We start from the raw sequence: 25058 nt of genomic DNA, 5'->3' as shown, positions 1-25058 counted from the left end.
ATCCACTATTACAACCATCACCGGATGAAGCAGAGACTAAAAGGCCTGAGCCCCGTACAGTACAGGACTCAGGCCGTGGGCGCCGGCTGAATGAACCGTCCAACTATTGGGGGTCAGTTCAAGAACCGTGAGGCTTCGAATTCGTGGCGCGCCCGGCAGGATTTGAACCTGCGACCTTTGGCTTCGGAGGCCAACACTCTATCCAACTGAGCTACGGGCGCTTTGCTTACTGAGAAGGCTTGCTGAGAAGCGGCGAACATCGTAACCGCCGCCGCCCGGACTGTCCAGCCCAGGCAGTGCTCAGCGGCTTCCCAAGATGCGGTATTGCGACGGTATCTGCGCAGCCTCTTCGGCGTCGTGGATACCCCGCCGCAAGCTGCGCTCCAGAGACTGCGTCCAGTCGCTCGCGGCGGCCTCGAGGGCCTGACGTACTTCGGCCCTGGCACGCGTGAGCTCGAGCTCGAGCTCGGCGTGCATGTCGTCGCGGTAGCGGCTCTCCTCGGCCTTGAGCAGGGCGTATTCGGTGCCGGCAAAGCCGGCTAGCGCCACCGCCGTTGCGGCGGTGCCGGCCAACAGCGCCATCGGGCCGCTGGGTGCGGTGGCGGCCGTGGTCGCCGCGCCGGCGCCCACCGAACGCGCCGCATGCATGCCCAGGCGCGGCGCGATACGGGCCATCAGGGCACGCGAGCCCTGCATGGCCGTGCCGGCCACCAGCCGCTGCGTTAGTGCGCGCCCGGCGGCGAAGCCGACGATGCCACCGGCCCCCGCCGTACCCCAGCGCGCCTCGTCCCAGCGGCCCTGGAGCGTGCCCTCGAGGGCCAGATCGAGATCGATGGTGGGGAGTTCATCTTCGTTTCGCGCCGCGGCCTGACGGGGGGCATAGCGTGTCTGCAGCGTGCTGCCGATCTCCCCCACGACTCGCTGCTGCACTTCGACCAGACGTGCGCCGAAATCGGCTTCCAGCTCTTCCAGCGCCGCGGCGATATTGCTGCGCTCGAGGAGCCGTTCGTTGAGCTGTGCCTCGAGCCACTCGTCGAGATCGCCGCCCAGCGCCACCGCCAGACGCAGGTAGCTGCCCCGCAGCGAGAAGTGCCAGTCGAGATACTCGGGTATGGCCGCCTCCAGCGGTGCGAAGGCGGTATCGAGACGCGCATCCAGCCACGGCTGCATCTCGTCACGCAGATGTAGATCGAGCCGGCCGGCGAGCACGCTCAGCTCCTGGCCCAGAGCGGCATGGGACTCGCCGTCCAGAATCAGCGCCTCACCGTTGACGACGACCCGAAATAGCGGCGCCTCGCTGCGCTCCTGCAGCTGTCGATAGCCGTAGCCCAGCGCGAGCATCAACGTCAGCACGAGCAGCAGTGTCAGCCACCAGTAGGCGGCCGGTACACGTCGCAGGGGCTCGGCCATCGATGTCATGGTGCATCCTTCCTTCCAGCGTTGCGAAAGTGCCCGAGCGTATCGCGCAGGGCATCGGCGCCGACCGCCAGCCTCACCACGGCCCAGGCAAAGGCACTCTGGGTGAGCAGCAGCAGGAACCAGCCGAACAAGATCAATCCCTGGCCCAGGCCGTGTCGCTCGAGGGCGTTCTGCATGGCCCAGAACTGGGTCAGTTCGAGCGCCTGGCCAAAGCGCTCGAATGCGCCCAGCAGGCCGTCGCCGGCCGCCGTCGAGGTGTGGCGTATCACGGCTTCTTCCCAGCCCAGCCCCACCAGGTAGGGCTGCGGCAGCCAGAGCGCCGTGAGTACCAGCAGCAATGCCAGCAGCGCGCCGGCGGGCCACACCAGCAGCCGTCGCACCAGCGCGGCGAGGTACTCGCCAATGACATGGCGCTGCAGCCGCCGCTTCAGGAGCTGCTGAATGAGCACCAGCGCCACCAGCGACATCAACAGCACTGGCCAATAGACCGGCGGAAGGAGCCGCAGTTTCACCAGCAACAGTAGAGCCAGCAGGATGGCGAGGCCCTGGTGCCACAGGGCCATCAGCAGGCCGCCGCGCAGCCAGCGCTGCCAGGGCGAGGCGGCGACGAGGTACTGCCCCAGCCAGGCCCGGCGGCGCAGGCGTGCCGCCTCGAAGCTGCCGAGAAAGATCAGCTGCGCCACGATCACCCAGACCGGCAGCAGCAGCGCGGCGGCCACCCTTGGCCCCAGCAGCGCCCACACGGCCATGAGGCCTGCCACGAGCACGACATGGCCATGTCGCCCCAGGACCTGCCGACAGCGTTCGGAAAGGCGCTTGGCCATGTTAATGCCTCGCTCGGCAACGCAGCCGACACCCACTGTTGCTGCGAACGGGTTCGATCAGTTCGACTGCACCATCGCGCTGACCTTGTCGAGAATGTGCCGACCGATGGGCAGCGCCGAGGTGGCAGCCGGCGATGGGGCATTGCAGACGTTGACGGTGCGCTTGGTATTGACGAACAGGAAGTCGTCGATCAGGCGGCCGTCGCGGGAAACGGCCTGAGCCCGCACCCCGGCGGGCCAGGGTTCGAGGTCGTCCAGCGTCAGGCTGGGGCAGTACTTGCGTACCTCTTCGAGATAACCGCGACGCCACAGCGAATTCTTCATCTCGTGCAGGCCCGGCCGCAAGTTGCGCCCCAGCACCTTGAGAATGCCGGGATTGCTGAACATGCGTGCCATGTCGGCGAGCGAGACGTCGCTCTTGCGGTAGCCTTCGCGCTTGAGCGCCAGCACCGCATTGGGCCCCACGGTCACCGAGCCGTCGATCATGCGGGTCAGGTGCACGCCGAGAAACGGCATGCTGGGATCGGGAATGGGATAGATCAGGTGCTTGACGATATCGCTGTGGCGATCGGACAGCCGATAGTATTCGCCGCGGAAGGGGCAGATGGTGAAGCCCGGATTGCGGCCCAGCAGGCGCACCACCCGATCGGCCATCAGTCCGGAGCAGGTCACCAGATAGCGGCTGCTGAACTCGCCCTGAGAGGTGCTGACAAGCACCTCACCGGTGCGTTCGGCGATACCGGTGACCCGATGGTCGTAGCGGACCTGGCCGCCGTGACGCTGGAACTCGTCGGCCATGGCCTCGGCTACCCGGGCATAGCTGACGATGCCGCTGGAGGGCACGAAGATGGCGCCCTGGCCGGTGATGTGAGGTTCGCGCTCCTTAAGTTCACCGGCAGAGAGCCACTCGCGCTCCAGCCCGTTGGCGGCGGTGCGCTCCCACAGCGCCTCCATGCGCTGCATCTCCTGCTCGTTGGTGGCCACCAGCAGCTTGCCGCAGACCTCGTAGGGGATGGCGTGACGGTCGCAGAACTCCTTCGTGGCGCGGTTGCCCTCGAGGCAGAAGCGCGCCTTCAGGCTTCCTGGCGCGTAGTAGACGCCGGCATGGATCACACCGCTGTTGTGGCCGGTCTGGTGCTGCGCGGGGCCGCTCTCCTTTTCCAGCAGCAGCATCTTCTTTTCGGGGTAGCGTTCGATCAGCTGCATCGCGGTGGAAAGGCCGAGAATGCCGCCACCCAGAATGATGAAATCGTACACGTGGGCCTCGCGTCGCCAGTGTGATCGCCAGAAGGATGGCCATTACGATACCCTTGGCCCGTTGGGCTTGCCAGCCAATGGCACGAGCCCTTCATGCCAAAGGCGTGGGCAACGGCGTTTTCCAGCGGTTTGGGTTGTCGGTATACTAGTGCGCATTGCATTCAGGCGCCCGGCCGTTGCGTACAGACATCGCCATGGGCAGATAACGATTACAGGACCGTCGAGAGGTGGTGAGAGTGAAATCCAGCAAACTGATCTTGGGCTGTCTGGCCACCGTGGGCCTCACTGCAGGCGCTGCGACCGTGCACGCCGAAGTGGACCGCGATGCCATTGCCGAGCGCATCAAGCCCATCGGCCAGCTCTGCCTGGTGGGTGACGACTGCGGCACGGCCGCGGCACCCGCCAACGGCAACGGCGAGGCCGCGGCCAACGGTATCGATGGCGGGGCCATCTACCAGCGCGTGTGCATGGCCTGCCACGATACTGGCGCTGCCGGCGCTCCCCGCCGCGGCGAAGAGGGTGAGTGGAGCGAGCGTATCGACCAAGGCTGGGACACCCTGCTGGAGCACGCCATCGTCGGCATCGGCGCCATGCCGGCCCGCGGTGGCAACCCCAACCTCTCCGACGAGGAGGTCGCGGCTTCCACCGCCTATCTGCTCGAGCCGGTGATGGACGTTCCCGAGATCGGCGGCGAAGAGGCCGCTGATGAAGCGCCTGCCGAAGATGCCGCCGCCGACGAAGAAGCCGTGACCGAAGAGGGTCCGGTGGAAGAGGAAGCCGAAGCGGCCGCCGTGGCAGCCGAAGAAGCGGTGGAAGACGAGGCCGTGGAAGAAGCCGCTACCGAAGAAGCAGCCGCCGGTGATGACGAGCCGGCATGGGCCGGTATCGACGGCGAAGCCATCTACAATCAGGCGTGCATGGCCTGTCACATGACCGGCGCCGCCGGTGCCCCCCGCCGTGGTGAAGAGGGTGAGTGGGCCCAGCGCATGGAGCAGGACATGGACACCATCTATGACCATGCCATCAACGGCATCGGCGCCATGCCGCCCAAGGGTGGCCACGCCAACCTCTCCGACGACGAAGTGCGTGCCGCTACCGACTACCTGGTCGAGCCGGTTCGCTGATCCAGCCAAGAGCGGTAACGCAAACGGGGCGCCAGTGGCGCCCCGTTTGCATTGGTGGCAGGAGCCTTCAGCTTGTGAAGAGCCTTCAGCTTGTGAAGAGCCCTCAGCTCAGTGGAAAGCCCTCAGCTCAGTGGAAAGCCCTCAGCGCAGTGGAAAGCCCTCAGCTCAGTGGAAAGCCCTCAGCCCAACAATGAGCGCAACCCGGCGATGGCATCCTGCCCCCGCGCCTGTTTCTTGTCCGGGTCCTCGCGGTCCGGCCGCCCCTCCCACTCCAGGTCCTCCGCCGGCAGTTCATCGAGGAAACGGCTCGGCACGCAGTCCATCATCTCGCCGAAGGCCTTGCGCTGCCGCGCCAGGGTCAGGGTCAGGGTCTGGCGCGCCCGGGTGATGCCCACATAGGCCAGGCGCCGCTCTTCCTCCACCGTGCCGGCCTCGATGGCATTACGATGGGGCAAGAGCTCCTCCTCCAGCCCCATCAGGTAGACGTGGGGAAACTCGAGCCCCTTGGAGGCGTGCATGGTCAACAGCTGCACCCGGTCGGTGTCGTCCTCTTCGGCCTGCTGCTCGAGGATGTCACGCAACACCAGGCGTGAGATGGCCGCTTCCACGTCGTCGGCCTCGGCGCTCTCTTCGGCCTCGATTTCCTCCGGGTCGCGTTTCATCGACTTCTCGAGCTGGTCGATCAGCGTCCAGACGTTGGCCATGCGCTTTTCGGCGATGGTCGGCGCACTGGCGTTCTGGTAGAGCCACGCCTCGTAGTCCATCTCGTGCAGCATGCCGCGAATGGCGGCCAGGGCATCGCCCTGGTCCATGCGCTGGCGCACGCCGTCGATGAAGTGGGTGAAACGCCCGAGCCGCTCCACCGCCCGTGCCGGCAGCTGCTGCTCCAGGCCCAGCTCGTGGCAGGCGTCGAACAGCGAGGCGCCGCGTTCGGTGGCATAGTTGGCCAGCTTCTCCAGCGTGCCGGGGCCGATCTCGCGGCGCGGCACGTTGACGATACGCAGGAAGGCGTTGTCATCGGCCGGGTTGATCAGCAGGCGCAGGTAGGCCATGGCATCCTTGATCTCGTTGCGCGAGAAGAACGAGGTGCCGCCGGAGAGCTTGTAGGGGATCTGGTAGTGCTGCAGCTTCAGCTCCAGCAGGCGGGCCTGGAAGTTGCCGCGGTAGAGCACGGCGAAGTCGCGCCACTCGGCGCGCTCCTTGATGCGTCGAGTGAGGATCTCGCTGGCCACCCGCTCGGCCTCGGCCTCCTCGTGACGGTTGACCACCACGCGGATCGGCGCACCCTGGCCCATCTCCGACCACAGGGTCTTCTCGTAGACGTGGGGGTTGTTGGCGATCAGCGTGTTGGCCGCGCGCAGGATGGTGCCGGTGGAGCGATAGTTCTGCTCCAGCTTGATCACGTTGAGCCGCGGAAAGTCCTCGCCCAGGGTCACCAGGTTCTCGGGCCGCGCGCCGCGCCAGGCGTAGATCGACTGATCGTCATCGCCCACCACGGTGAAGGTCTTGCGCTCTTCCATCAGCAGCTTGACCAGCAGGTACTGCGAGACGTTGGTGTCCTGGTACTCGTCCACCAGCATGTAGTGGATCTTGCGCCGCCAGCGCGCCAGCACCTCGGGATTATCCTTGAGCAGCACCACCGGCAGCAGGATCAGGTCGTCGAAGTCCACCGCGTTGTAGGCCTTGAGGTGGCGCACATAGGCCTCGTAGACCCGGGCGGCGTACTGTGCGTCCTCATCTACGGCATGGGACAGCGCCTGGCCCGGCAGCACCAGGTCGTTCTTCCACTCCGAGATCTGGTGCTGCACGGCGTTGATCTGCTCGGCATCGACCTGGGCGTCCTTGTTCATCAGGTCGCGCAGCAGTGCCTTGGCGTCCTCGGGGTCGAACAGCGAGAAGCCCGGTTTGTAGCCCAGCGCCTTGAGTTCGCCGCGGATGATGTTGAGGCCCAGGGTGTGGAAGGTCGAGACGGTCAGCCCATGGCCCTCCTTGCCCTTGAGCATCTGCCCCACCCGCTCCTTCATCTCGCGGGCCGCCTTGTTGGTGAAGGTCACCGCGGCGATGCGCCGGGCGCTCATGCCGCACTCCTGCACCAGGTAGGCGATCTTGGTGGTGATCACGCTGGTCTTGCCGGAACCGGCACCGGCCAGCACCAGACAGGGGCCGTCGATATAGCGCACCGCCTCCTGCTGACGGGGGTTGAGCTTGGCCAGGCGCTGCTGAATGCTCATGGGCGTGCCTCGGTTGGCCTGTCGAATTCCGCCGCACCGGCGAAGCCTAGCTGACGCCAGGCCTCGAACACCAGGATGGCGCAGGCGTTGGAGAGGTTGAGGCTGCGGCTGTCAGGCAGCATGGGGATACGCAGGCGCTGTTCCGGCGGCAGGGCGTCGAGCATGACCTGGGGCAGGCCGCGGGTCTCGGGACCGAACAGCAGCACGTCGCCGGGGCGGTAGCTAGGCTCGTGGTAGCCGGTACGACCGCGGGTCGAGACGGCAAACACCCGCTCGGGTTGCAGCGCTGCGACGAAGGAAGGCCAGTCGCGGTGCACGCGCACGGCGGCCCACTCATGGTAGTCGAGCCCGGCGCGGCGCAGGCGCTTGTCGTCGAGCACGAAGCCTAGCGGCTCGATCAGGTGCAGGCGAAAGCCGCTGTTGGCGCACAGCCGGATCAGATTGCCGGTGTTGGGCGGGATCTCGGGTTCGAAGAGTACGACGTCGAGCATGGCGGCCTGCCAGAGAACGCCGACGGACCCCGTCGGGGCCCGCCGGTACAGCGAGAGATCAGAAGCTCAGGCGAACCCCGACCTGGGCGCCACGATCCAGGGTGCGGTTGCCGTGACGGTTGTCGAAGTCGGCGGCCGCCTGGCGCAGGCCGACGTAGCCGTCGACGTTGGGCGTGAAGGCGTAGCGCGCGCGCACGCCGAATTCGTAGCCGTCGTCCAGGTCGCCGCTGGTCACCACGCTGGGGGTGTAGAAGCCGTAGCCGCCCACGGAGACGGACGGCGCCTGGGGCAGGTAGACATAGCCATAGCCGCCCAGGCCGAGACCGCCGCCGTTGCCGTAGTCGGTGTCGTACTGGGTCCAGCGGGCGCCGATGCCCACGTCGCGCTCGCGGGTGCGCTGTGCGCCGAGCAGCTGGGCGTGGTAGATGGTGGCATCTTCGCGATAATCGCTGTGCAGGACGCCGCCGCCCAGCATCACGCCGTGGGCGATCTCGCCGGCCGCCTCGAACTGCACGGCATCGGGGCCGAGGTTGAGATCGAGACTGCCCGCCGCATGGGCGCCGGTGGCAGCGAAGAGAATGCCGGTGGCCAGCACGGCCTTGGCGAAGTGTCCAAGCGTTTTCATCGACGACTCCTCATAAGATGCGCTTGAATCGCGCTTCACAATTCACTCGGCGGCGACACCGTAGCGCGCACGATAGTCGCGTATGGCGGCCGCATGTCCCTGTAATTCCTGGTTCGACTGCTGCTCGAGGTAGCTCAGCACCATGTCCAGGGTGACGATGCTGACCACCGGCATGGCGTAGCGCGACTCGACTTCCTGGATGGCGCTCAGGCTGCCCTCGCCGCGCTCCTGGCGGTCCAGCGCGATCACCACCCCTGCCGCCTCGGCGCCGGCGGCCTCGATCAGCGCCATCACTTCGCGAATGGCAGTACCTGCGGTGATCACGTCATCGATGATCAGGATACGCCCGGCAAGCTCGGCACCGACGATGTTGCCACCCTCGCCGTGACTCTTCGCCTCCTTGCGGTTGAAGGCGAAGGGCAGGTCGCGGTCGTGATGGTCGGCCAGCGCCACCGCCGTGGTGGCTGCCAGCGGAATGCCCTTGTAGGCGGGGCCGAACAGCACGTCGAACGAGAGCCCGCTGGTCTCGATGGCATTGGCGTAGAAGCGGCCCAGCTGCGCCAGGGCGCTGCCGGTGCGAAACAGCCCGGCATTGAAGAAATAGGGGCTGACGCGGCCCGACTTGAGGGTGAACTCGCCGAACTTCAGCACGCCCTGCTCGATCGCGAACTCGATGAACTCCCGCTGATAGGCTTGCATGCTGGCCGACACCTCACTCCCCCTGCTATTCATAAGGTTCAGTTCATGAACCCGGTTCATAAGCCCTGTTCACGCCCCCATGGGATGGAATCTGTGTCCTACCATGGAATATCCATGCGGGCCATTTACCCAAACGTCGAAACGTCGGGTATCATACACGCGCGACGTCAAAGGGACCATGTATGAAAATTGCCACCATCAATGTCAACGGAATCCGCGAGGCGGTCGGACGGGGCTTCCTCGACTGGCTGGCCGAGCAGGACGCCGACGTCATCTGCGTGCAGAACCTCAAGGCCAAGAGTTTCGAACTCGACGACAGCATTCTGTACCCGGAAGGCTATGAAGGCTACTTCCTCGATGCCGAAGAGGACGGCTTCTCCGGCGTGGGGATCTATTGCCGCAAGATACCCAAGGCGATCATGTACGGCCTCGGCTTTCCCCAGTGCGACCACGAGGCGCGCTTCCTGCAAGCCGATTACGACCGTTTCAGCATCGCCAGCTTCCTGATGCCCGACGGCAGCGATTATGCCGCCAAGCAGGCCTTCATGGCCCAGTATCAGGAATACCTGAACAAGATGGCACGCAAGCGTCGCGAGTACATCATCTGCGGCACCTGGCACATCGCCCACAAGACCATCGATCTTGAGAACTGGGCCGACAACCAGACCACGCCGGGCTTCAAGCCCGAAGAGCGGGCCTGGATGGACCAGGTATTCGGCCCCACCGGCTTCATCGACACCTTCCGCGAGATCAACCGCGACGCCGGTGAGTACACCTACTGGCCCAAGCTCGACCAGGATGTGCCGCGTTCACGCCAGGAAGGCTGGCGGATCGACTATCAGATCGTCGGGCCCAACCTGCGTCGCCACGTGGTCGACGCCTGGATCGACTACGACGCCACCTTCAGCGAGTACGCCCCGCTGTTCGTCGAGTACGACCTGACGCTGTAAGCACACCCCTTCGTCGCGGCCCGACCGGGCTGCAGTGCGCCGGCATTGGATGCCGGCGCACTGCGTTTTGATTCAGCGACGAATGCCCAGGGCCTCGCGCTGGTGCTCGAAGAGCTGGGCGCCGGCGTTCTCGGCCAGTTCCAGCATGGCGTTGAGCTGCTCGCGGGAGAACACCCCCGCCTCGGCGGTGCCCTGCACCTCGATCAGCCCGCCCGACTCGGCCATCACCACGTTCATGTCGGTGTCGGCGCCGCTGTCCTCGGGGTAGTCGAGATCCACCACCGGCAGACCCTTGAACAATCCCACCGAGACCGAGCTGATCAGCTGCACGAAGGGATCGCCCTTGATCAGCTTCTTGCGCTGCAAATAGCGGATGGCGTCCACCAGCGCCACGCAGCCGCCGGTGATCGAGGCGGTGCGGGTGCCGCCGTCGGCCTGGATCACGTCGCAGTCCACGGTGATGGTGAATTCGCCCAGCTTCTTGAGGTTGACCGACGCCCGCAGCGAGCGGCCGATCAGGCGCTGGATCTCCAGCGTGCGCCCGCCCTGCTTGCCGCGGGCCGCCTCGCGGTCGCCGCGGGTGTGGGTGGCGCGCGGCAGCATGCCGTACTCGGCGGTGACCCAGCCCTGCCCCTTGCCGCGCAGCCAGCGCGGCACGCCGGCCTCGACGCTGGCGTTGCACAGCACCTTGGTGTCGCCGAACTCCACCAGCACCGAACCCTCGGCGTGGCGGGTGAAATCACGGGTCAGGCGAATCTCGCGGGGCTGGTCGGGGCGCCGTCCGCTGGGACGTTTCAGGTCGGAAGCCATGTTACCTCTCGAATCGATACGAACTGGGTGACGCCGGGCCGGGCGGGTGGCCCTGGGCATCGGTGTCGAATGGCTGGCCATTCTACACGGTCGGGGCGGGTAATCGGTTAAACTCCTCGTCTCACATCCCGTCCGTGCTGCCGAAGTGCCGACGACCGAACAAGGAGTTCCCATGGTTGACCAAAGCAAGGTTCACAGCATGACCGCCTTTGCCCGCCAGAGCCGTGAGGACGACTGGGGCAGCCTGCAGCTGGAGCTGCGCTCGGTGAATCAGCGCTACCTGGAACCCTTCTTCCGGCTGCCCGAGGCCCTGCGCGATCTGGAGCCCGCCTTCCGCGAGGCGCTGCGCACGCGCCTGGCCCGCGGCAAGGTGGAGTGTCACCTGCGCTTCGAACCCACCGACATCAGCGAGACCCTGGCGGTCAATCACACCCGCCTGGTGGCCCTGGCCGCGGCGCTGGGGGAGATTCGCGAAGCGCTGCCCCAGGTCGCCATGCCCGACGCCCTGTCGCTGCTGGAGCACCCCGGCGTGCTCGACGCCCAGGGCATCGACCTGGACCTGGTTAAGGCGGAAGCCACGGCGCTGTTCGAGGCCGCCCTCGACGAGCTGATCGAGGCCCGCGCCCGCGAAGGCGACAAGCTCGCCGTGATGATTCGTGAACGCCTGGCCGGCGTGCGCGAGCAGGTTGCCGAAGTGCGCCGCCTGATGCCGACCATCCTCGAGCGTCAGCGCGCCCAGCTGCTGGAGCGTCTGGAAACGGTCAAGGCGGAGCTCGACCCCCAGCGCCTGGAAGCCGAGCTGGTGCTCCTGGCCCAGAAGGCCGACGTGGACGAGGAGCTCGACCGGCTCGAGGCCCACGTCAGCGAAGTGGAGCGCCAGCTCGGCCAGAAGGGGCCCAAGGGGCGCCGCCTCGATTTCCTGATGCAGGAGCTCAACCGCGAGGCCAACACCCTCTCCTCCAAGTCGGCGGTGGCCAGCACCACCCGCTGCGCGGTGGAGCTCAAGGTGCTGATCGAGCAGATGCGCGAGCAGATCCAGAACATCGAGTGATGTCCACGCTCAGCCACCAAATTCCACAACCCTTTTTTTTTCAAGACAAATAACGCATCCGTTGTCTACGGTTGTCTACGAAAATCTAGCTTAAGCCTGTGCCAAGTGGGGAGTACAATGGAGAGTAACCCGGCGTACTCCCCACCAAAAGGCGAAATTGCTCCATGGGTACTCCCCACTTCAAACGCTCACTCCCGGACATGGCCTCCTTTCCAGCGACAGCCCTCTCATGCATGCCAGGCATGAAGGGTTTGGCTAAACATGGAGTTACTGAGCGACGCCCGACCTTGGCCGCCAAGAATCCAAACATTTGTTTCAAATTTTTGACGGCACTTGCCAGGAGGGGATGATGGGGAATTTTACAGCCAAGAAGGTCCAGTCCCTGATCAAGGACGGTGCACCTGGCCGCTACAGCGATGGAAGCGGCCTGTACCTGATGATCCCCAAAAAGGGCGCTCCCTACTGGATGCATCGGTACACGCTCGCTGGAAAGCGCCGTGAGCTGACGCTGGACAAGTGCGCGAACCTATCCTTGGCTGAGGCCCGTGAGCAAGCTGTCGAGGCTCAGAGGGCCATCCGGAGCGGCATCGACCCTGTCGAGGAGCGCAAGCGGGAAGAGCAGATCACCATCCACTCCGTCAGGGAGCTGTTCGACGACTGGTATCACGAACTGGAGAAGCGCCTTAAGCATCCACGCATCCCGAAGCGCATCTTCGAGAAGGAGATCGCCCCGTCCATTGGGCACCAGACCTTGGAGAACGTTACCCCAATGGACGTGCGTGCCATCATTCGCAAGGTTGCTGGCAGCGGGCGCCCGGCCATCGCCAACGACACCCTGATGTACCTGAAGCAGCTCTTCAACCACGCCATCAAGCTAGGCCTGCTTACCTATAACCCGGCAGCTGCCTTTAGCGTCAACGACGCCGGCGGCATCGAGAAAAGCCGTGACCGCGCCCTCACCGTCGAGGAAATTCACCAGGTCTTCCAAATCTTCAGGGACAACCGCGAGAGTTTCACCCGTGAAAACTACCTCGCGTGTGCGCTGCTGCTCGTCCTGGGGGTGCGCAAGACCGAGCTGACCGAGGCCCAGTGGTTAGAATTCGACCTGAAGGGCAGCCGGTGGAACCTGTCCGGTGAGCGGAGCAAGACAGGCACAGGGATCGTCATCCCCCTGCCTACGCAGGCCGTGGGCTGGCTGGAAGAGCTCAAGATCCGCGCCTGTGGCTCGCCCTACGTCTTCCCCAGCCGCCGCAGCAGCAAGCGGCCACACATGGGCAAGGACACCCTGAATCGCGCCATTGCCAAGCTGTTTGGCAAGGAGCCCGGCAAGAAGCAGCAGCCGGAGAACAGGATGAACGACATCGCCGAGTTCACGGTGCATGACCTGCGACGCACCTGCCGCAGCCTGCTGGCTGCCGCTGGCGTCCCAGGCCATGTCGCGGAGCGCTGCCTGAATCACAAGCTCAGGGGCATCGAAGGGATCTATGACCGTTACGACTACTTCGATGAAAGGAAGGAGGCCTTGGCAAAGGTGGCAGCTTTGGTTGAGCCTGCAATTTAGCGAAGCGTCAGAAGAACATTAGAGATCTAAGGACAGATTGCGGTAGCATAAGTGCCCCTCTTAGGAGCAGTTTCCAAATTTAAAACCCGAGGTGACCTGAACTCTGCTTGCATTCTCGTAAGCTCGATGCCTCTCCACTGCGCATTACACTATGCATATCGCTCGGACGGAACCTTAGCTCACGCCATCATGCACCGTCTGCTTAGGCTCAGACCTGCGCGCAGCGGCGAAGCGATCCAGCAATGCCTCCAGTCCAAACTCGAAGGCGTCATCCGCCCGGATGCCTGAGAAGGCCCTGAGGGCGAAATCGAGGCCGGGCATGGTTCCTGCGGGGAGGCTGCTCGCCTGTTTTAATAGGAAGCGCTCATGCTCCGCCGGTTCCAGATGCGCCACATGGGAGTTGGCAGCGGCCAGGCAATGGAGGGCGAGCACATGGTAAAACATCGCGCTCTGCTCGGCGTCGAAGCCCGCCTCCCGGAACATGCCGAAGGCGTGATCCAGATAGGCCGCCCCATAGTCGGTCTCCCCCGAGCGGACCTTCTGGAACACCCGGAACTTGGCCTTCGTCTGGATATATTCCGCCGCGCCACGGTGATCACGCTCGCACGTCATCAGAATGCAGGCGAACCGGCGTAGGCGCTCTCGCCAGGGCAGGTCCTCGGAAATCTCTATCAGCCGAGCCAACAGCTGCTTGTAGAAGCGGTTGAGGATGGCGGAGGTCAGGTCGTCCTTGGTACCAATGTGGTAGTGCAGCGCACCGGGAACCACGCCCAGTATCTTGGCCAGCCTGACGAAGGAGACGTCCTCTAGGGGCTCACTCCGCGCGAGTTCATAGGCCAGTTCGATCACTGCCTCCCTACTGACAACTGCTTCACCGTTGCCACCGTCCAACCGCGGCCGCCCGCGGCCACGCCGCTTCGTTCTTGATGTCTGTTCCATGCATTTAAATTGCCACAGTATCAAATTTCCTTGCAAGCCCATTTTTATTGATATAGCCTCAATAAATGTCAATATCCTACTGACACGAAGATTCGAAAGGAGCGACTGCAATGACCGAGAAGCTTGCAACGCGCGACGACGCCTCCTCGGCGAAGAGCTTCAACGAGGCGATGGGCATCGGCACGGGCGATCTCACCGGCGTGAGGCACGCCGTGGAGGATGGCATCCGGCTGACCCTACACGGCGTCGACCACACCGCGCGCCCAACCTGGAAACTGAACGAGACGGTAGAGTTCTACCGCGATGTGCTCGGCCTGCCGCTGGTACATGCGATCACGGCACGTGGCTGGGGCCCACCGGGCCACCACGACTTCCTTCACTTCTTCTTCGATGCCGGGAAAGGCGCCACCATCGCCTTCTTCTACTATATCGGCAGCGAGCGCCCCGAGAAGTATGCTCCAGAAGCGCATCATTTCTACTTCGCCACCCATACCGCCTGGGCCGTGGACAGCGAGAAGGAGCTGATCCAGTGGAAGGAGACGTTGGAGAAGCGCGGCGTCCAGGTCTCGCCCTACACCCGACACGAGATCTTGGAGTCGATCTATTTCACCGACCCGAACGGCTATCCGGTGGAAGTCACTCGCCGCCTTCGCGACACCGAGGCGATCGACGAGGCGGATGCTCGCCTGACCCTGCAAGCCGCGATGGCGGTGGAGGCCGAGGCACGCGCCGCGGGCCAGCTGATGGAAGACATTGATGCCGTCTGGCGCCGCAAGGCCAAACTGGTCAATACCTACAAGATGGAGGACGCCCAATGATCGAGGTACATGTCATTAATGTCCCCGAGTTCCGCCCCATGGTCGACACCATGCGCGGTAAGCCAGACGTGACCATCACCGGCCCCGTGAAGGGGTACTGGACAATCTCCGCCCCCAATGAACTGACCTTCGAGCGCAAGGCGATGCAGATGAAGCCCGCGGTCTGGTACGGCATCTTCACCGGCGGCCTTAACGGCGAGATCACCCACTGGGGGCGCGATGAGGTGCGCATCACAGGAACTAGCCGGCCGCTCTGAGCCGCCCGGTCCGGCTAGAAATTGTTAACCGCTCCTGGGGCATGAGAAGCCCTCCAGAGACACCCCCTATCAGAGGCCATCTTTTGGCCATTTATTGATTGGGTATCAATATGACGCTACTCTCGAAGAAGACAAGAACAAGGAGGCCACGATGCCATCGGTAGACTTCACGCCACTGGCCGGGCTCAGGGGCGCACAGTGGGACCCGACACGGCTGCCGGCCGACATGATCGCCTCGGTCCACACCCTCACGACCGTCGATGGCGCAAACGTCACCGGCTATCTCTATCGTCGCGGCGGTGAGCGCGCCGTCTGCTGCCTGATGCACCCACGAGAGATTCTGGCCACCCACTATCTCGTCCCCGAGCTGCTCGACGCCGGCGCCGCAGTATGGGTCCAGGGCTCCCGCAACCCGGGCAATGACCTGAGGCTTGAGCATGAACTGGCATTGCTGGATGTGGATGCCGGGACGACCTTCCTGAAGGAACATGGCTTTGATCAGCTCGTGCTCGTCGGCAACTCGGGCGGCGGCGGGCTCTATGCCTACTACACCGAGCAAGCCAACCTGCCACCGGCACAGCGCGAAACGTGCACACCCGCCGGACGGCCGGTGAAGCTCGCCGAGGCCCCGATGGCCAAGCCCGACCTGCTGGTGCTGGTAGCCCCGCACCCCGGGCAGGGCCTGCTGCTCATGAACTCGCTAGACCCCTCCGTCACCGACGAGAGTGACCCTCTCTCCTTGGACCCCACGCTCTTCCCCTTCGCCACCGAGAACGGATTCTCCCGTGATGGGGCGACCTACGCCCCCGAGTTCATAGATCGCTACCGGACGGCCCAGCGAGCCCGCGTCGCCCAGATAGATAGGACCGCCCGGGAGCTGGTCAGCAAGCGCATGGAAGCACGCCGGCGGGTGAAGGCCGGCGAGGCCGCCGACCAAGAGCGGTTGATGGCGGGCTGGCAACCTATCTTCGAGGTACCGCGCACAGATGCCGATCTGCGCAACTGGGATCTTTCCCTCGACCCGACCGACCGCACGCTCGGATCGCTCTGGGGGCGCGACCCGTTCAAGACCAACATGAACGGGGTGGGTTTCGGCAAGGTCTGCACACCGGAAAGCTGGCTGTCGACCTGGTCGGGGCTGTCATCGAAGGCCGGCGTACTGCGCTGCGCCCCGGTGATCGACCAACCGACCTTCGTTGTGCGCTATACCGCGGATGCCTGTGTCTTTCCCGAGGAGATCGCCGCGATCTTCGACGCCCTCGGCACCCCGGATAAGGCCCAGGTGTCGATCCGTGGCACTCACCACGGCCAGCCCCTCGTGGCTGGCGAGCCCAGTGGCCAGACCATCGCCGGCAAGGCGATCCGTAGTTGGCTGAGCGACCGGCTCGTCACCTGAGTCGCACCGGAGGAAGAGATCATGACCTACCAACCGCAGCACCCCATCGCCGGTGTCGTCTATCCGCCCACCGCCGACCTGAAACGCTGGCACGAGGCCGGTGTTCTCACCACCGAGACTCTGGCCGACGGCTTCCGCGCCGCGGCCAGGCGACATGCCGAGCAGCCCGCCATCCTCTGGCTCGACGGTCAGTATCGCTACGCCGAGCTGGATGCACTGACCGACAGAGCCGCGCAGGGGCTCCTGTCACTCGGGCTGAAGCCACTCGACCGGGTGATCTTTCAGCTCACTAACAAGCCCGAGACGCTTATCGCCTTCCTCGCCTGCTGGAAGGCCGGAATCATTCCGATCTGCACCCTAGCCGCCCACCGCGAGGCAGAGATCGGCTATCTCGCGGCGTTCGGTGGCGCCAAAGCCCACTTCATCGAGAGCGACGAGACCAAGTTCGACTTCCATGCCTTCGCCAGGAAGATGCAGGGCAAGGTGCCCGGGCTCGAACTGATCGTCTCGACCCGCGGCACCGCCGGGGAAGGTGCCGTCGACCTGGCCGCGCTGATGGCGGGCGACCCGAGCCCAGCGGCACGCGCCGCGCTCGCGGCCGCACCCCAGGACCCCTGGCAGGTCGCCGCCTTCCAACTTTCGGGCGGCACGACCGGGGTGCCCAAGATCATCCCGCGCTTGCATGCGGAATACCTTTACAACATGCGCCAGGTCTGGACCTTCAAGGGCTGGCACTCAGACGATCGCCTGTTTATCCCGATGCCCTTCGCGCACAATCTCAACATGGGCTGCGGCTGGGGGCCTTTCCTCATGAACGGCGGCACGGTCATCGCCACGCCGCGGGTCGATCAGGAGGCTATACGCGAGGTGCACAACGCCCTGCGGCCCACGATCATGGGCGCCGCCAAGCCGATTATCATGCGCATGAAGGCGGAAATCGCCCAAGGGCACCTCCCCACGGAGAGGCTACGAGAGGTCTTCTCCACCGACGCCGCCGAAATCGTCACCCGCACGATGGGCGTGGAGGGACATCACATCTTCGGAATGACCGAAGGGACCATCATGTTCACCCGACGGGGCGATAGCGAAGCAATCCGCTTCGGCACCTGCGGTCGCCCGATCTCGGAGCACGACGAGGTCAGGCTTCTCGAGCCCGGCACTGAGCACGAGGTTGCCGACGGCCAGATCGGTGAGCTGGCCGTGCGCGGTCCCTACACGATCCGCGGCTATTATCATGCTCCGGAACGCAATGCGGAAGCCTTCACCCGCGACGGCTTCTACCGTTCCGGCGATCTGATGCTGAAGCATTGGGTCGACGGCCAGGACTACTACTCCTTCGAGGGCCGCCTCAAGGACGTGGTGGACCGGGCCGGCGAGAAGGTGAACTGCGAAGAGGTCGAACGGGCCGTCATGTCCCACCCCGCCTTCACCGATGTGGCCGTGGTGGGCATGCCCTCGCCCACCCACGGTGAACGCATCTGCCTCTATGCAGTAGTGGAACCCGGAGCGACCCCGCCCAGCGTCGAGGAACTCGGAGCCTTCCTCAAGGAGGCGGGCCTGGCGATTTTTAAGTGGCCCGAACGCATCGAGCTCATCGACGCCCTGCCCCTGACCAAGGTCGGCAAACTCGACAAGGCCAACCTCCGTCAGCGCATCGTAGCGACTCTGAAAGCCGAGGCCCCCACAGCATACGAGAATCCGTGATCCCGCATTGACATCAGCGGCTCAAGCATTGCCAATAATTGATGAGGTATCAATATGAAGATCAACGTTCTCGGTGGTGGGCCCTCGGGCCTCTACTTCGCCTATCTCGCACGCAAGCGCCTCGGCGAGGTGGAAATCCACGTCCACGAGCGTAATGCGCCCGACGCCACCTTCGGCTTCGGTGTCGTCCTCGCCGGCGCGGGCCTGGCCCGGCTTGAAAAGGCCGATGCCGAAAGTTTCGCCCGGTTGAGCGGCATCACCAAGCGGCTCGGCAACCAGGAGATCATCCTGAATGGGCAGGCCGTCTCCATCGAGGGGGAGGAGTACGGCGGTGCCGTCGAGAGGCTGCAATTGCTGAAGGTGCTGCAGGGCCTCTGCGCCGAGGTCGGCGTGCAGGTTATCCACCATGACGATATTAGCGATGTCGGGTCACTGGAGGATGCCGACCTGCTGGTCGGCGCGGACGGCGCTAACTCGACCCTGCGCCACGCCTATGCCCACGACTTCGGCACCCATGTCAGCCAGCTCTCCAACGCCTTCGCCTGGTACGGTGCCGAGCGCGTGCACGACCGCCCGACTCTCAGTTTTCGCAACGCCGGGGGCGGCGCCTTCTGTGCGCATTACTACCCCTATACGGATCGCCGGTGCACCTTCGTCATGGAGTGCGATCGCACCGCCTGGGAAGGCTGTGGCTTCGGCGACATGACCGAGGAACAACGGCAAGCCTTCGTGGAGGAGCTCTATGCGGATGAGCTGCAAGGCGCCCCGCTCATCTCCAACAAGTCCGAATGGCGAAATTTCCAGCCGGTCTGGAACGATCACTGGACCTACGGCCACCGGGTGCTGATCGGTGACGCCGTCCGACGAGCGCACTTCTCCATCGGCTCGGGCACGCGGATCGCGATGGAAGACTCCATCGCCCTAGTCAAGGCCTTGGCGGCCAAGGGCGATATCCCGACGGCACTCGCCACCTATGTGGCCACCCGAAAGCCGGCCGCCGACAAGCTGATCGGCGCGGCTCAGGAGAGCTACACCTGGTATGAGGAAATGAGCCAGCATATGCAGGACGCCAGTCCCCACGCCTTCGCCCTTGATTACCTGACCCGTACCAGCCGAGTCGATACGATGCGCGTCGCATCCGACTACCCCGCCTTCATGAAAGCCCTCGAGGCCGAACGCGTGAGGATAACCGAATGACGCCCTGTGATTTCTTCCCCACGATGGAAACTGTCGTTGGCGATACGCCGCTGATCATCCGTCGCGTGGTGCGCTGGGGGGACTGCGATCCCGCCGGCATCGTCTACACGCCACGCTTTCTCGACTACACGATTTCGGCCCATGAGGCGTTCATCAGCTTGATGCTGGGCGGGCCGCTTCACAGTACCAAGGCGAGCCTCGGAGTGAGCTTCCCGGTGCGAGGCGTCGAACTCGACTTTCGCTCTCCGCTGCCGGTCGATACCCCGTTCGATATGGAGGTTCGGGTAGGCGAGATTCGCTCGCGCACCTTTGACCTCCATGTCACCGCCAGAAGGGTTGCCGCGGTGCCCGGGCCGGTCGCCTTCCTCGCCCGGGTCAGCCCGGTTACCGTGGATGGCGCCAGCTGGACCGCCGTGCCCCTGCCTGACGCGCTGAGAGTCCGAATCGCGGCCTATGCCGACGCCCACCCCCTGCATGCGGAGAAATCGCTATGAGAACCTATCGGGTCGGGCAGATCGTGCCCTCTTCCAATATCACCATGGAAACCGAGATTCCCGCCATGCTCCGGCAGCGGGAGGCCATCCGCCCGGAGCGTTTCACCTTTCATTCCAGTCGGATGCGCATGAAGAAGGTGACCCCGGAGGAGCTGGCCGCGATGGACCATGACTCCCTGCGCTGCGCGCGTGAGCTAGCGGATGCCAATGTCGACGTGATGGGCTATGCCTGCCTGGTGGCGATCATGAGTCAGGGACTCGGCTATCACCGTACATCCAAGGCCAGGTTGGAGGATGCGGTTGCCGAAGAAGGGAAATCGATTCCCGTCATATCCTCGGCCGGCGCGCTGGTGGAGGGACTCAAGACTCTCGGCGTCAAGCGTGTCAGCCTCCTCATGCCCTACATGAAGCCTCTGGCCGCCAAGGTAACCGAATACATCGAGAGCGAAGGGTTTGAAATCCAGGACAGCCTGGCACTAGAGATCGAGGATAACCTCGCCGTGGCCGCGCGCGACCCGATGGCACTCACTGAAGACGTCAAACGCTTGAATACCAAGGGCGTAGACGCTGTAGTCCTCTCGGCCTGTGTGCAAATGCCATCACTAGGGGCACTGGCACAGGTCGAGGCACGCTTGGGAATACCGGTGACCTCAGCCGCGGCCTGCACGGTCCGTTCGATGCTCAAGGCCATGCAGTTGGAGCCGGTGACCCCGAATGCGGGCGCCATCCTGTCCGAAGCGTTGGCATCGGTAGAGTAGCTCCTTGCACGAATCACCCTTGCACCCAAACAGCCAGTCGACCCGGCAACAATAAGTAGAGGTACGTCAGTCATGAAAACAATCACAACCCTTCTCGCCGCCACAGTGTTGACTGTGTCCACCGCCACGGCCCAAGCCACTACGCAGGTCCGAATGCTCAAGACTTGGGATGATCGCTACCCGGGTTCCAGCGTGATCTGCGACCGCTACGCCGAGCTGCTCGAGGAAGCCTCAAATGGTCAGATCCGGGTCCAGATGATGGGCCCTGAGACCATTCCGCCGCTGGAGCAGCTGGAACCCACGCGGCACGGCCTCTTCCATGTCCTCTGCACCTATCCCGGCTTCCATACCGGCTCCACTACCCTGCTGACCGGACTGGAAAGCATCCGCCCCGACGCCGAGGCGTTCCGGGAAAGCGGGGCGATGGACGTGATTCAGGAGACCTATGCCAGGCTCGGCGTGCACGCCATCTCGGTGCCGCTGGCGCATGGCTACTGGGTCTACCTTAACCGCGACCTGTCGAGCCGCGGAGACCTCAGAGGTTTGCAGATCCGCGCCCTGCCCCCGCAGCACCCCTACATCAGCGCGATCGGCGGCACACCGGTGGTGATGTCCCCGGCCGAGATGTTCAGTGCCTTGGAGCGTGGCGTGGTGGATGGCGCTCTCTTCCCTGCCGCGGGAGCCGCGGGCTATGGCTTTGCCGAGGTTACCCATCAGTACTTCGATGCCGGTGCCACCGCCCCCCATGTCATCGTGGCCAATGCCACCTTCTGGAACGGCTTGCCCGAGGAGGTACGGGCGATCTTCGAAGCCCAGGCAGAAGTGCTCGAGCACGAGGTTCCCGCTACCTATGACCGCCTGAACGCGGAGGAGCATGACAAGATGGCCGCCGCCGGTATGGAACTGCTAACGCTCAACGGTGAGGTCGCCGATATGCTGTCCGAGGCCATCGTCAGCGGTGCCTGGAGCTTCGCCGCGAGCCGCGACCCAGATGCCGCAGAAGCGCTGCACGCAATCGTCGAAGCGGCCGGGCTGCTCAACGACTGAAGCCATGACGTGCCGGGATCGTTCCGCCCGAGAAGAACGACCCGGCACGTCGACGGGAGGACAACACATGCTACCCCTGCTCACAAAAGCACACGACGCCACCAGCGAACTCGGGCTCCATGCTGGACTGTTAGCCCTGGCCCTGATCGCCCTGCTCACCTTCGTCGGCACGATGTCACGTTATTTCCTCGGCGCACCGATCGGCTGGATACCGGACTGGTCGAACTACCTGCTGGCGGGCTCTGTCTTCGTCACCGCCCCCGCAGTCACCAGACGCGGGCTGCATGTCAGCATGGACATCCTACCGTCGCTGTTGCCGTCGCCCACCCTGCGCAAGGCGTTAACTGCCTTGGCCGCTGCCTTGACCTGCACGATTCTCGCCGTGATGAGCTGGCTCCTGCTGCGCAGCCTCGTCGACGCCTGGGGCTCCGGTACGACCACCGCCGCCGCCTACCCGATCCCGCGCTGGTGGCTACTCGCAGTCATCCTGTACGGCTTCGCCTCTTCGGGTCTCCACGTCCTGCGGGCCGGCTTCGCCGCTCTCTTCGTCAATCCCGCCGTCTATGCCTCCGGGCCTACCGAAGGAGCCTGACCCATGGCGATTTATGCCGGATTCCTCACCCTGGCCGGACTATTCATCCTCGGCATCCCCGTCTTTGCCGCCTTCTTCGGCTTCAACATCATCGCCGCCCTTCTACTGATGGGGCCGCAGATGCTGTCGATCTTCTCAGCCTCGATTCTCGATACCGTCACCACCGCGGAACTGGTCACGGTTCCGCTGTTCATTCTCATGGGGGAACTGCTCTTCCGCTCCGGCTGCATTGCCATCCTGTTCGACGCAGTGGACGACATCATCGGTCGTATTCGCGGCCGGCAATATGTCATCGTCGTGGTGATCTCGGTGCTCCTCGGTGCGCTCTCGGGATCGGCCGTTGCCGTGGCCGCTATGCTCGGCCGCACCGTCATGGTCGAAGGCATCAAACGCGGCGGCGATCGCCGACTGCTCGCGGGCCTCATTCTCGGCGGCTCCTGCCTCGCTCCGATCATCCCGCCAAGCTTCCTCGTCGTGCTGATCGGCATGCTCTCGGGTACTTCGATTTCGGCACTGCTCGCGGCCGGCGTACTGCCAGGCCTCGTCGCGGGGGCGCTCTTCTTTCTCTATGTTCAGGTAAGGCTCCACCTTGATCCCACCCGAGATCTCGAGCGCACGGAGAGCCGTTCACGGCGCCCCGCCTGGAGTGCCGTGATTTCACTAATGCCGTTCTCCCTCGTGATCTTCTCGGTCTTGGGGTTGATTCTTCTTGGCATCGCCACCCCCAGCGAATCCGCCGCCTGCGGCGTCGTGGGGGCGCTTATCGTCGCCGCGATCTATCGCAAGCTCACGATGCAGATGGTGGTAGAGTCCCTGAAGGGAGGCGTGCTGATGTCTTCGATGATCCTACTGATCATGGCAGCATCGAAGATTCTCACCCAACTCTTGGCATTTTCCGGCTTTACGCAACAGCTAATAGCGGTTCTCGCTGCACTGGATCTCTCGACGCTGCTCATCCTGGTCTTGCTGATGCTAATTCCCTTCGTGCTGTGCATGTTCTTGGATCAGATCGCGCTGATGTTGATCCTCATCCCGATCTACAAACCGTTGCTGGCGATCTTCGGGTTCGACCCGCTGGTCTTCTGGACACTCTTCCTCCTGAACCTCACCCTCGGCGCGATTACACCCCCCTTCGGCTATGCCCTGTTCGCCCTCAGCGCTTCGAGTCCTCGCGAGGTTAGTCTGAAAGAGATTTACTCCGCGGCTTGGCCATTCATCGGTTTAATAGTGCTTACGATGGTTTTGACTTATATCTTCCCAGCCTTGGTTACCTGGCTTCCCTCTCGTCTGTAATGGCCCTCCCCCTGATCTCGATACTGCGCAGCTAAAGCTAGGCGAGGTCAGGGAATATTCACCGAATAATCAGCTTGGTCATTTCTCATTGTTACAGGGCGGCAGATGATCAATTTACCTTCACCAGAGGGATGCTAGCTTCAGATTTTTATCTCTCTACTGTTTCGATGCAGTTTTCTCCCTTTCCCAACCAAGCGGAGCATAAAATTTTTATGCTCCGGAACTTAATAAAAATCGTGACCGAGACAAACACTGTAAATAAACGCACTTTTTTCGGACAGCCCCTCTATCGTTATACAGAACTTATAGCTTGGGCAGCAGGCATTATTTTATGCGACTCATTTAAAACTTGACCCTAATCAACCCACCCTGGTTTTATTTTTATTATACTCAACACGAGTAGTGTCTTGTCAATTTCATGATCGTCACGGGAGAATAAGATGAACAGAATTTCTGACTACATTCAGGGGGCGCGTACACTGCGCGAGCTTCAACTCTCTGCCCCTGAGGTAATTAAGGATATGATCTATGATTTAGAGTATCCGATGAACCCGCCACTTGAGCGAGCCGTGGAGTGCATCTTGAATGAACGGCGTCACCCCGACTTCCAGGCTGCTGAGGTACTATTGCCTGCAATGATGAAGACTTTCGCCTTTTCAATGCAGAAATTAGATAAATCAAGTCTTAAAGGGCTTGAGTCTGTTTGCAATAACTGCAGGAGGGTCGGGCACTGCTGGCGAGCCATGCGTGACCATGCTGGGGCTGAGGTCTGTCGTGATTTCTGCCCAAACGTAAAGGCGTTCACGGTTATAGCTAACAATGAATGAGCTAGGCTTTTTCAGGTTTTCTGCGGTTCAGGGGATATGGCCTGACTGAGCAGGATGCCTTCCGAAGACCAAGTTTCGCCTGATGAAAATGAAGTTGCAACTCTGACAATCGCCGGCTTTGATCTTCACCGAGAGTCCTGTGACCTGCCTAGCTGCCTCAGCAATGGCTTCAGCATCGGCGGAGTCATAGTGCTGAGGGAGCACGTGAACATCCACATTCTGCGTCGACAACCTGCGCGCATTATGATCTTGCATTCAATGAGGTGAGCAGCGACGAAAGCAGCCTAATGAAAGGATTTTCAGCTCTATATCACTCCTGTGACCTGAGCCCTCCTTGGGCTTTCTCATCGGCACAGGAGACCCGACATGTCCCCACCCTGCTCGCGCTGTAACTCGCGGCGCGTCATCAACCTCGAGACTGCCCGCAAGCTGGGAACCGCTGCCGGCGCGCTGGCCGGCTCCCTGAAGGGGGGCTACACCTCGCTCTACGCCCCCAGCCGCCTAATGGCTGCATCCTCCTTCTTTCCCATGACCCGCATCGCTGCCGCCGTGGTGGCCGCGGCAACGGGTGGCATCGCCGGTGCAGCCGCCGGACAGCAGATGGTGCAGTACCTCTTCCCCCCCGGTGAGGGCACACCCTGGCTGTGCCTGGGCTGCGGCCACGCTTTCCGCATTCTCGACTGACCCGTACACC

Annotated in this window: 26 protein-coding genes and 1 tRNA gene; 17 read left to right on the top strand and 10 right to left on the bottom strand. The window is 63.4% G+C overall.

What is annotated here, in order from left to right; translation table 11 throughout:
* A partial coding sequence (locus HOP59_RS08395) for an IS3 family transposase (RefSeq protein ID WP_234253517.1) occupies positions 1-90 on the top strand: 90 nt, incomplete at its 5' end.
* A 54-nt stretch (positions 91-144) separates the two neighbouring features.
* On the opposite strand, the gene HOP59_RS08390 is transcribed toward HOP59_RS08395, so the two are convergent.
* The 4 genes from HOP59_RS08390 to lhgO form a co-directional block, all read right to left on the bottom strand.
* Positions 145-221 (bottom strand) — tRNA-Arg (locus HOP59_RS08390).
* Between the two features lie 79 nt (positions 222-300).
* A complete protein-coding gene (locus HOP59_RS08385) occupies positions 301-1419 on the bottom strand; it encodes a hypothetical protein (RefSeq protein ID WP_234253487.1) in 1119 nt (372 codons plus the stop codon).
* On the bottom strand, positions 1416-2243 hold the full coding sequence (locus HOP59_RS08380) for a hypothetical protein (protein WP_234253486.1): 828 nt from the start codon (positions 2241-2243) through the stop codon (positions 1416-1418). The genes HOP59_RS08385 and HOP59_RS08380 overlap by 4 nt, the downstream gene beginning before the upstream one ends.
* Before the next feature lie 57 nt (positions 2244-2300).
* Complete coding sequence (gene lhgO, locus HOP59_RS08375; RefSeq protein ID WP_234253485.1) at positions 2301-3500, bottom strand: L-2-hydroxyglutarate oxidase; 1200 nt, start codon at positions 3498-3500, stop codon at positions 2301-2303.
* Positions 3501-3736: 236 nt separating this feature from the next.
* Here lhgO and HOP59_RS08370 point away from each other — a divergent pair, with 236 nt between their 5' ends.
* Positions 3737-4624 (top strand): c-type cytochrome, encoded by an 888-nt coding sequence (locus tag HOP59_RS08370; protein ID WP_010625885.1) that lies wholly within the window; start codon positions 3737-3739, stop codon positions 4622-4624.
* A 179-nt stretch (positions 4625-4803) separates the two neighbouring features.
* Here the strand turns inward: HOP59_RS08370 and rep are convergent, their stop codons facing one another.
* Genes rep through pyrE form a run of 4 tightly spaced genes read right to left on the bottom strand, consistent with a single transcriptional unit; the run spans position 4804 to position 8670 of the window.
* Complete coding sequence (rep, locus tag HOP59_RS08365; RefSeq protein ID WP_234253484.1) at positions 4804-6855, bottom strand: DNA helicase Rep; 2052 nt, start codon at positions 6853-6855, stop codon at positions 4804-4806.
* Positions 6852-7346, bottom strand: coding sequence for a tRNA (uridine(34)/cytosine(34)/5-carboxymethylaminomethyluridine(34)-2'-O)-methyltransferase TrmL (gene trmL, locus HOP59_RS08360; RefSeq protein ID WP_234253483.1), 495 nt, complete (start codon positions 7344-7346; stop codon positions 6852-6854). The genes rep and trmL overlap by 4 nt, the downstream gene beginning before the upstream one ends.
* 58 nt (positions 7347-7404) lie before the next feature.
* Positions 7405-7971, bottom strand: a complete 567-nt coding sequence (locus HOP59_RS08355; protein ID WP_234253482.1) for a YfaZ family outer membrane protein — start codon at positions 7969-7971, stop codon at positions 7405-7407.
* Positions 7972-8013: 42 nt separating this feature from the next.
* Positions 8014-8670 carry an orotate phosphoribosyltransferase gene (gene pyrE, locus HOP59_RS08350; RefSeq protein ID WP_234253481.1) on the bottom strand — a complete coding sequence of 219 codons (657 nt, stop codon included), beginning with the start codon at positions 8668-8670 and terminating at the stop codon, positions 8014-8016.
* 182 nt (positions 8671-8852) lie between these two features.
* On the opposite strand from pyrE, the gene HOP59_RS08345 reads away from it, so the two are divergent.
* A complete protein-coding gene (locus tag HOP59_RS08345) occupies positions 8853-9620 on the top strand; it encodes an exodeoxyribonuclease III (protein ID WP_010625890.1) in 768 nt (255 codons plus the stop codon).
* Between the two features lie 72 nt (positions 9621-9692).
* Here HOP59_RS08345 and rph read toward each other — a convergent pair whose 3' ends face one another.
* Positions 9693-10430 (bottom strand): ribonuclease PH, encoded by a 738-nt coding sequence (rph, locus tag HOP59_RS08340; RefSeq protein ID WP_234253480.1) that lies wholly within the window; start codon positions 10428-10430, stop codon positions 9693-9695.
* Between the two features lie 172 nt (positions 10431-10602).
* Between rph and HOP59_RS08335 the strand changes: the two genes are divergently transcribed.
* Entirely contained in the window at positions 10603-11481 is an 879-nt protein-coding gene (locus tag HOP59_RS08335; protein WP_191224628.1) for a YicC/YloC family endoribonuclease, read from the top strand.
* Between the two features lie 349 nt (positions 11482-11830).
* A complete protein-coding gene (locus tag HOP59_RS08330; RefSeq protein WP_234253479.1) occupies positions 11831-13042 on the top strand; it encodes a tyrosine-type recombinase/integrase in 1212 nt (403 codons plus the stop codon).
* A gap of 174 nt (positions 13043-13216) precedes the next feature.
* Here the strand turns inward: HOP59_RS08330 and HOP59_RS08325 are convergent, their stop codons facing one another.
* Positions 13217-13891, bottom strand: a complete 675-nt coding sequence (locus HOP59_RS08325; protein WP_234253478.1) for a TetR/AcrR family transcriptional regulator — start codon at positions 13889-13891, stop codon at positions 13217-13219.
* A 200-nt stretch (positions 13892-14091) separates the two neighbouring features.
* Between HOP59_RS08325 and HOP59_RS08320 the strand changes: the two genes are divergently transcribed.
* The 12 genes from HOP59_RS08320 to HOP59_RS08265 all read left to right on the top strand — a co-directional run bounded on the left by HOP59_RS08320 (position 14092) and on the right by HOP59_RS08265 (position 25048).
* The gene (locus tag HOP59_RS08320; protein WP_234253477.1) at positions 14092-14799 is read left to right on the top strand and encodes a VOC family protein; all 708 of its coding nucleotides are present in this window, start codon (positions 14092-14094) and stop codon (positions 14797-14799) included.
* The gene (locus HOP59_RS08315) at positions 14796-15056 is read left to right on the top strand and encodes a hypothetical protein (protein WP_234253476.1); all 261 of its coding nucleotides are present in this window, start codon (positions 14796-14798) and stop codon (positions 15054-15056) included. Before HOP59_RS08320 ends, HOP59_RS08315 begins: the two co-directional genes overlap by 4 nt.
* 151 nt (positions 15057-15207) lie before the next feature.
* Positions 15208-16452, top strand: coding sequence for an alpha/beta fold hydrolase (locus tag HOP59_RS08310; RefSeq protein WP_234253475.1), 1245 nt, complete (start codon positions 15208-15210; stop codon positions 16450-16452).
* A gap of 21 nt (positions 16453-16473) precedes the next feature.
* The gene (locus HOP59_RS08305) at positions 16474-18156 is read left to right on the top strand and encodes an AMP-binding protein (RefSeq protein WP_234253474.1); all 1683 of its coding nucleotides are present in this window, start codon (positions 16474-16476) and stop codon (positions 18154-18156) included.
* A gap of 54 nt (positions 18157-18210) precedes the next feature.
* Positions 18211-19353 (top strand): FAD-dependent monooxygenase, encoded by a 1143-nt coding sequence (locus HOP59_RS08300; RefSeq protein ID WP_234253473.1) that lies wholly within the window; start codon positions 18211-18213, stop codon positions 19351-19353.
* The gene (locus HOP59_RS08295) at positions 19350-19847 is read left to right on the top strand and encodes an acyl-CoA thioesterase (RefSeq protein WP_234253472.1); all 498 of its coding nucleotides are present in this window, start codon (positions 19350-19352) and stop codon (positions 19845-19847) included. The genes HOP59_RS08300 and HOP59_RS08295 overlap by 4 nt, the downstream gene beginning before the upstream one ends.
* Positions 19844-20605, top strand: coding sequence for a maleate cis-trans isomerase family protein (locus HOP59_RS08290; protein ID WP_276574323.1), 762 nt, complete (start codon positions 19844-19846; stop codon positions 20603-20605). The genes HOP59_RS08295 and HOP59_RS08290 overlap by 4 nt, the downstream gene beginning before the upstream one ends.
* A gap of 153 nt (positions 20606-20758) precedes the next feature.
* Positions 20759-21652: a TRAP transporter substrate-binding protein DctP gene (dctP, locus tag HOP59_RS08285; protein WP_234253471.1), complete on the top strand. Its 894-nt coding sequence runs from the start codon at positions 20759-20761 to the stop codon at positions 21650-21652.
* A gap of 67 nt (positions 21653-21719) precedes the next feature.
* Positions 21720-22244 carry a TRAP transporter small permease gene (locus HOP59_RS08280; protein ID WP_234253470.1) on the top strand — a complete coding sequence of 175 codons (525 nt, stop codon included), beginning with the start codon at positions 21720-21722 and terminating at the stop codon, positions 22242-22244.
* A gap of 3 nt (positions 22245-22247) precedes the next feature.
* Positions 22248-23537 carry a TRAP transporter large permease gene (locus HOP59_RS08275; protein WP_234253469.1) on the top strand — a complete coding sequence of 430 codons (1290 nt, stop codon included), beginning with the start codon at positions 22248-22250 and terminating at the stop codon, positions 23535-23537.
* 440 nt (positions 23538-23977) lie between these two features.
* Positions 23978-24364, top strand: coding sequence for a hypothetical protein (locus tag HOP59_RS08270; protein WP_234253468.1), 387 nt, complete (start codon positions 23978-23980; stop codon positions 24362-24364).
* 366 nt (positions 24365-24730) lie between these two features.
* Positions 24731-25048, top strand: coding sequence for a hypothetical protein (locus tag HOP59_RS08265; protein WP_234253467.1), 318 nt, complete (start codon positions 24731-24733; stop codon positions 25046-25048).
* The last annotated feature ends 10 nt before the right edge of the window (positions 25049-25058 follow it).

Origin of the sequence: Billgrantia aerodenitrificans, from assembly GCF_021404405.1 — a bacterium.
Classification (GTDB): Bacteria; Pseudomonadota; Gammaproteobacteria; order Pseudomonadales; family Halomonadaceae; genus Halomonas; species Halomonas aerodenitrificans.
The sequence above is the reverse complement of the archived record's forward strand: the minus strand, read 5'-3'. Positions and strand labels throughout refer to the sequence as shown.

What these genes read in the sequence shown, in the direction of transcription:
- HOP59_RS08385 (WP_234253487.1), bottom strand. Translation starts at nt 1,419, where the DNA reads ATGACATCGATGGCCGAGCCCCTGCGACGTGTACCGGCCGCCTACTGG.
- HOP59_RS08380 (WP_234253486.1), bottom strand. Translation starts at nt 2,243, where the DNA reads ATGGCCAAGCGCCTTTCCGAACGCTGTCGGCAGGTCCTGGGGCGACAT.
- rep (WP_234253484.1), bottom strand. Translation starts at nt 6,855, where the DNA reads ATGAGCATTCAGCAGCGCCTGGCCAAGCTCAACCCCCGTCAGCAGGAG.
- trmL (WP_234253483.1), bottom strand. Translation starts at nt 7,346, where the DNA reads ATGCTCGACGTCGTACTCTTCGAACCCGAGATCCCGCCCAACACCGGC.
- HOP59_RS08355 (WP_234253482.1), bottom strand. Translation starts at nt 7,971, where the DNA reads ATGAAAACGCTTGGACACTTCGCCAAGGCCGTGCTGGCCACCGGCATT.
- pyrE (WP_234253481.1), bottom strand. Translation starts at nt 8,670, where the DNA reads ATGCAAGCCTATCAGCGGGAGTTCATCGAGTTCGCGATCGAGCAGGGC.
- HOP59_RS08345 (WP_010625890.1), top strand. Translation starts at nt 8,853, where the DNA reads ATGAAAATTGCCACCATCAATGTCAACGGAATCCGCGAGGCGGTCGGA.
- rph (WP_234253480.1), bottom strand. Translation starts at nt 10,430, where the DNA reads ATGGCTTCCGACCTGAAACGTCCCAGCGGACGGCGCCCCGACCAGCCC.
- HOP59_RS08335 (WP_191224628.1), top strand. Translation starts at nt 10,603, where the DNA reads ATGGTTGACCAAAGCAAGGTTCACAGCATGACCGCCTTTGCCCGCCAG.
- HOP59_RS08330 (WP_234253479.1), top strand. Translation starts at nt 11,831, where the DNA reads ATGGGGAATTTTACAGCCAAGAAGGTCCAGTCCCTGATCAAGGACGGT.
- HOP59_RS08320 (WP_234253477.1), top strand. Translation starts at nt 14,092, where the DNA reads ATGACCGAGAAGCTTGCAACGCGCGACGACGCCTCCTCGGCGAAGAGC.
- HOP59_RS08315 (WP_234253476.1), top strand. Translation starts at nt 14,796, where the DNA reads ATGATCGAGGTACATGTCATTAATGTCCCCGAGTTCCGCCCCATGGTC.
- HOP59_RS08310 (WP_234253475.1), top strand. Translation starts at nt 15,208, where the DNA reads ATGCCATCGGTAGACTTCACGCCACTGGCCGGGCTCAGGGGCGCACAG.
- HOP59_RS08305 (WP_234253474.1), top strand. Translation starts at nt 16,474, where the DNA reads ATGACCTACCAACCGCAGCACCCCATCGCCGGTGTCGTCTATCCGCCC.
- HOP59_RS08300 (WP_234253473.1), top strand. Translation starts at nt 18,211, where the DNA reads ATGAAGATCAACGTTCTCGGTGGTGGGCCCTCGGGCCTCTACTTCGCC.
- HOP59_RS08295 (WP_234253472.1), top strand. Translation starts at nt 19,350, where the DNA reads ATGACGCCCTGTGATTTCTTCCCCACGATGGAAACTGTCGTTGGCGAT.
- HOP59_RS08290 (WP_276574323.1), top strand. Translation starts at nt 19,844, where the DNA reads ATGAGAACCTATCGGGTCGGGCAGATCGTGCCCTCTTCCAATATCACC.
- dctP (WP_234253471.1), top strand. Translation starts at nt 20,759, where the DNA reads ATGCTCAAGACTTGGGATGATCGCTACCCGGGTTCCAGCGTGATCTGC.
- HOP59_RS08280 (WP_234253470.1), top strand. Translation starts at nt 21,720, where the DNA reads ATGCTACCCCTGCTCACAAAAGCACACGACGCCACCAGCGAACTCGGG.
- HOP59_RS08275 (WP_234253469.1), top strand. Translation starts at nt 22,248, where the DNA reads ATGGCGATTTATGCCGGATTCCTCACCCTGGCCGGACTATTCATCCTC.
- HOP59_RS08270 (WP_234253468.1), top strand. Translation starts at nt 23,978, where the DNA reads ATGAACAGAATTTCTGACTACATTCAGGGGGCGCGTACACTGCGCGAG.
- HOP59_RS08265 (WP_234253467.1), top strand. Translation starts at nt 24,731, where the DNA reads ATGTCCCCACCCTGCTCGCGCTGTAACTCGCGGCGCGTCATCAACCTC.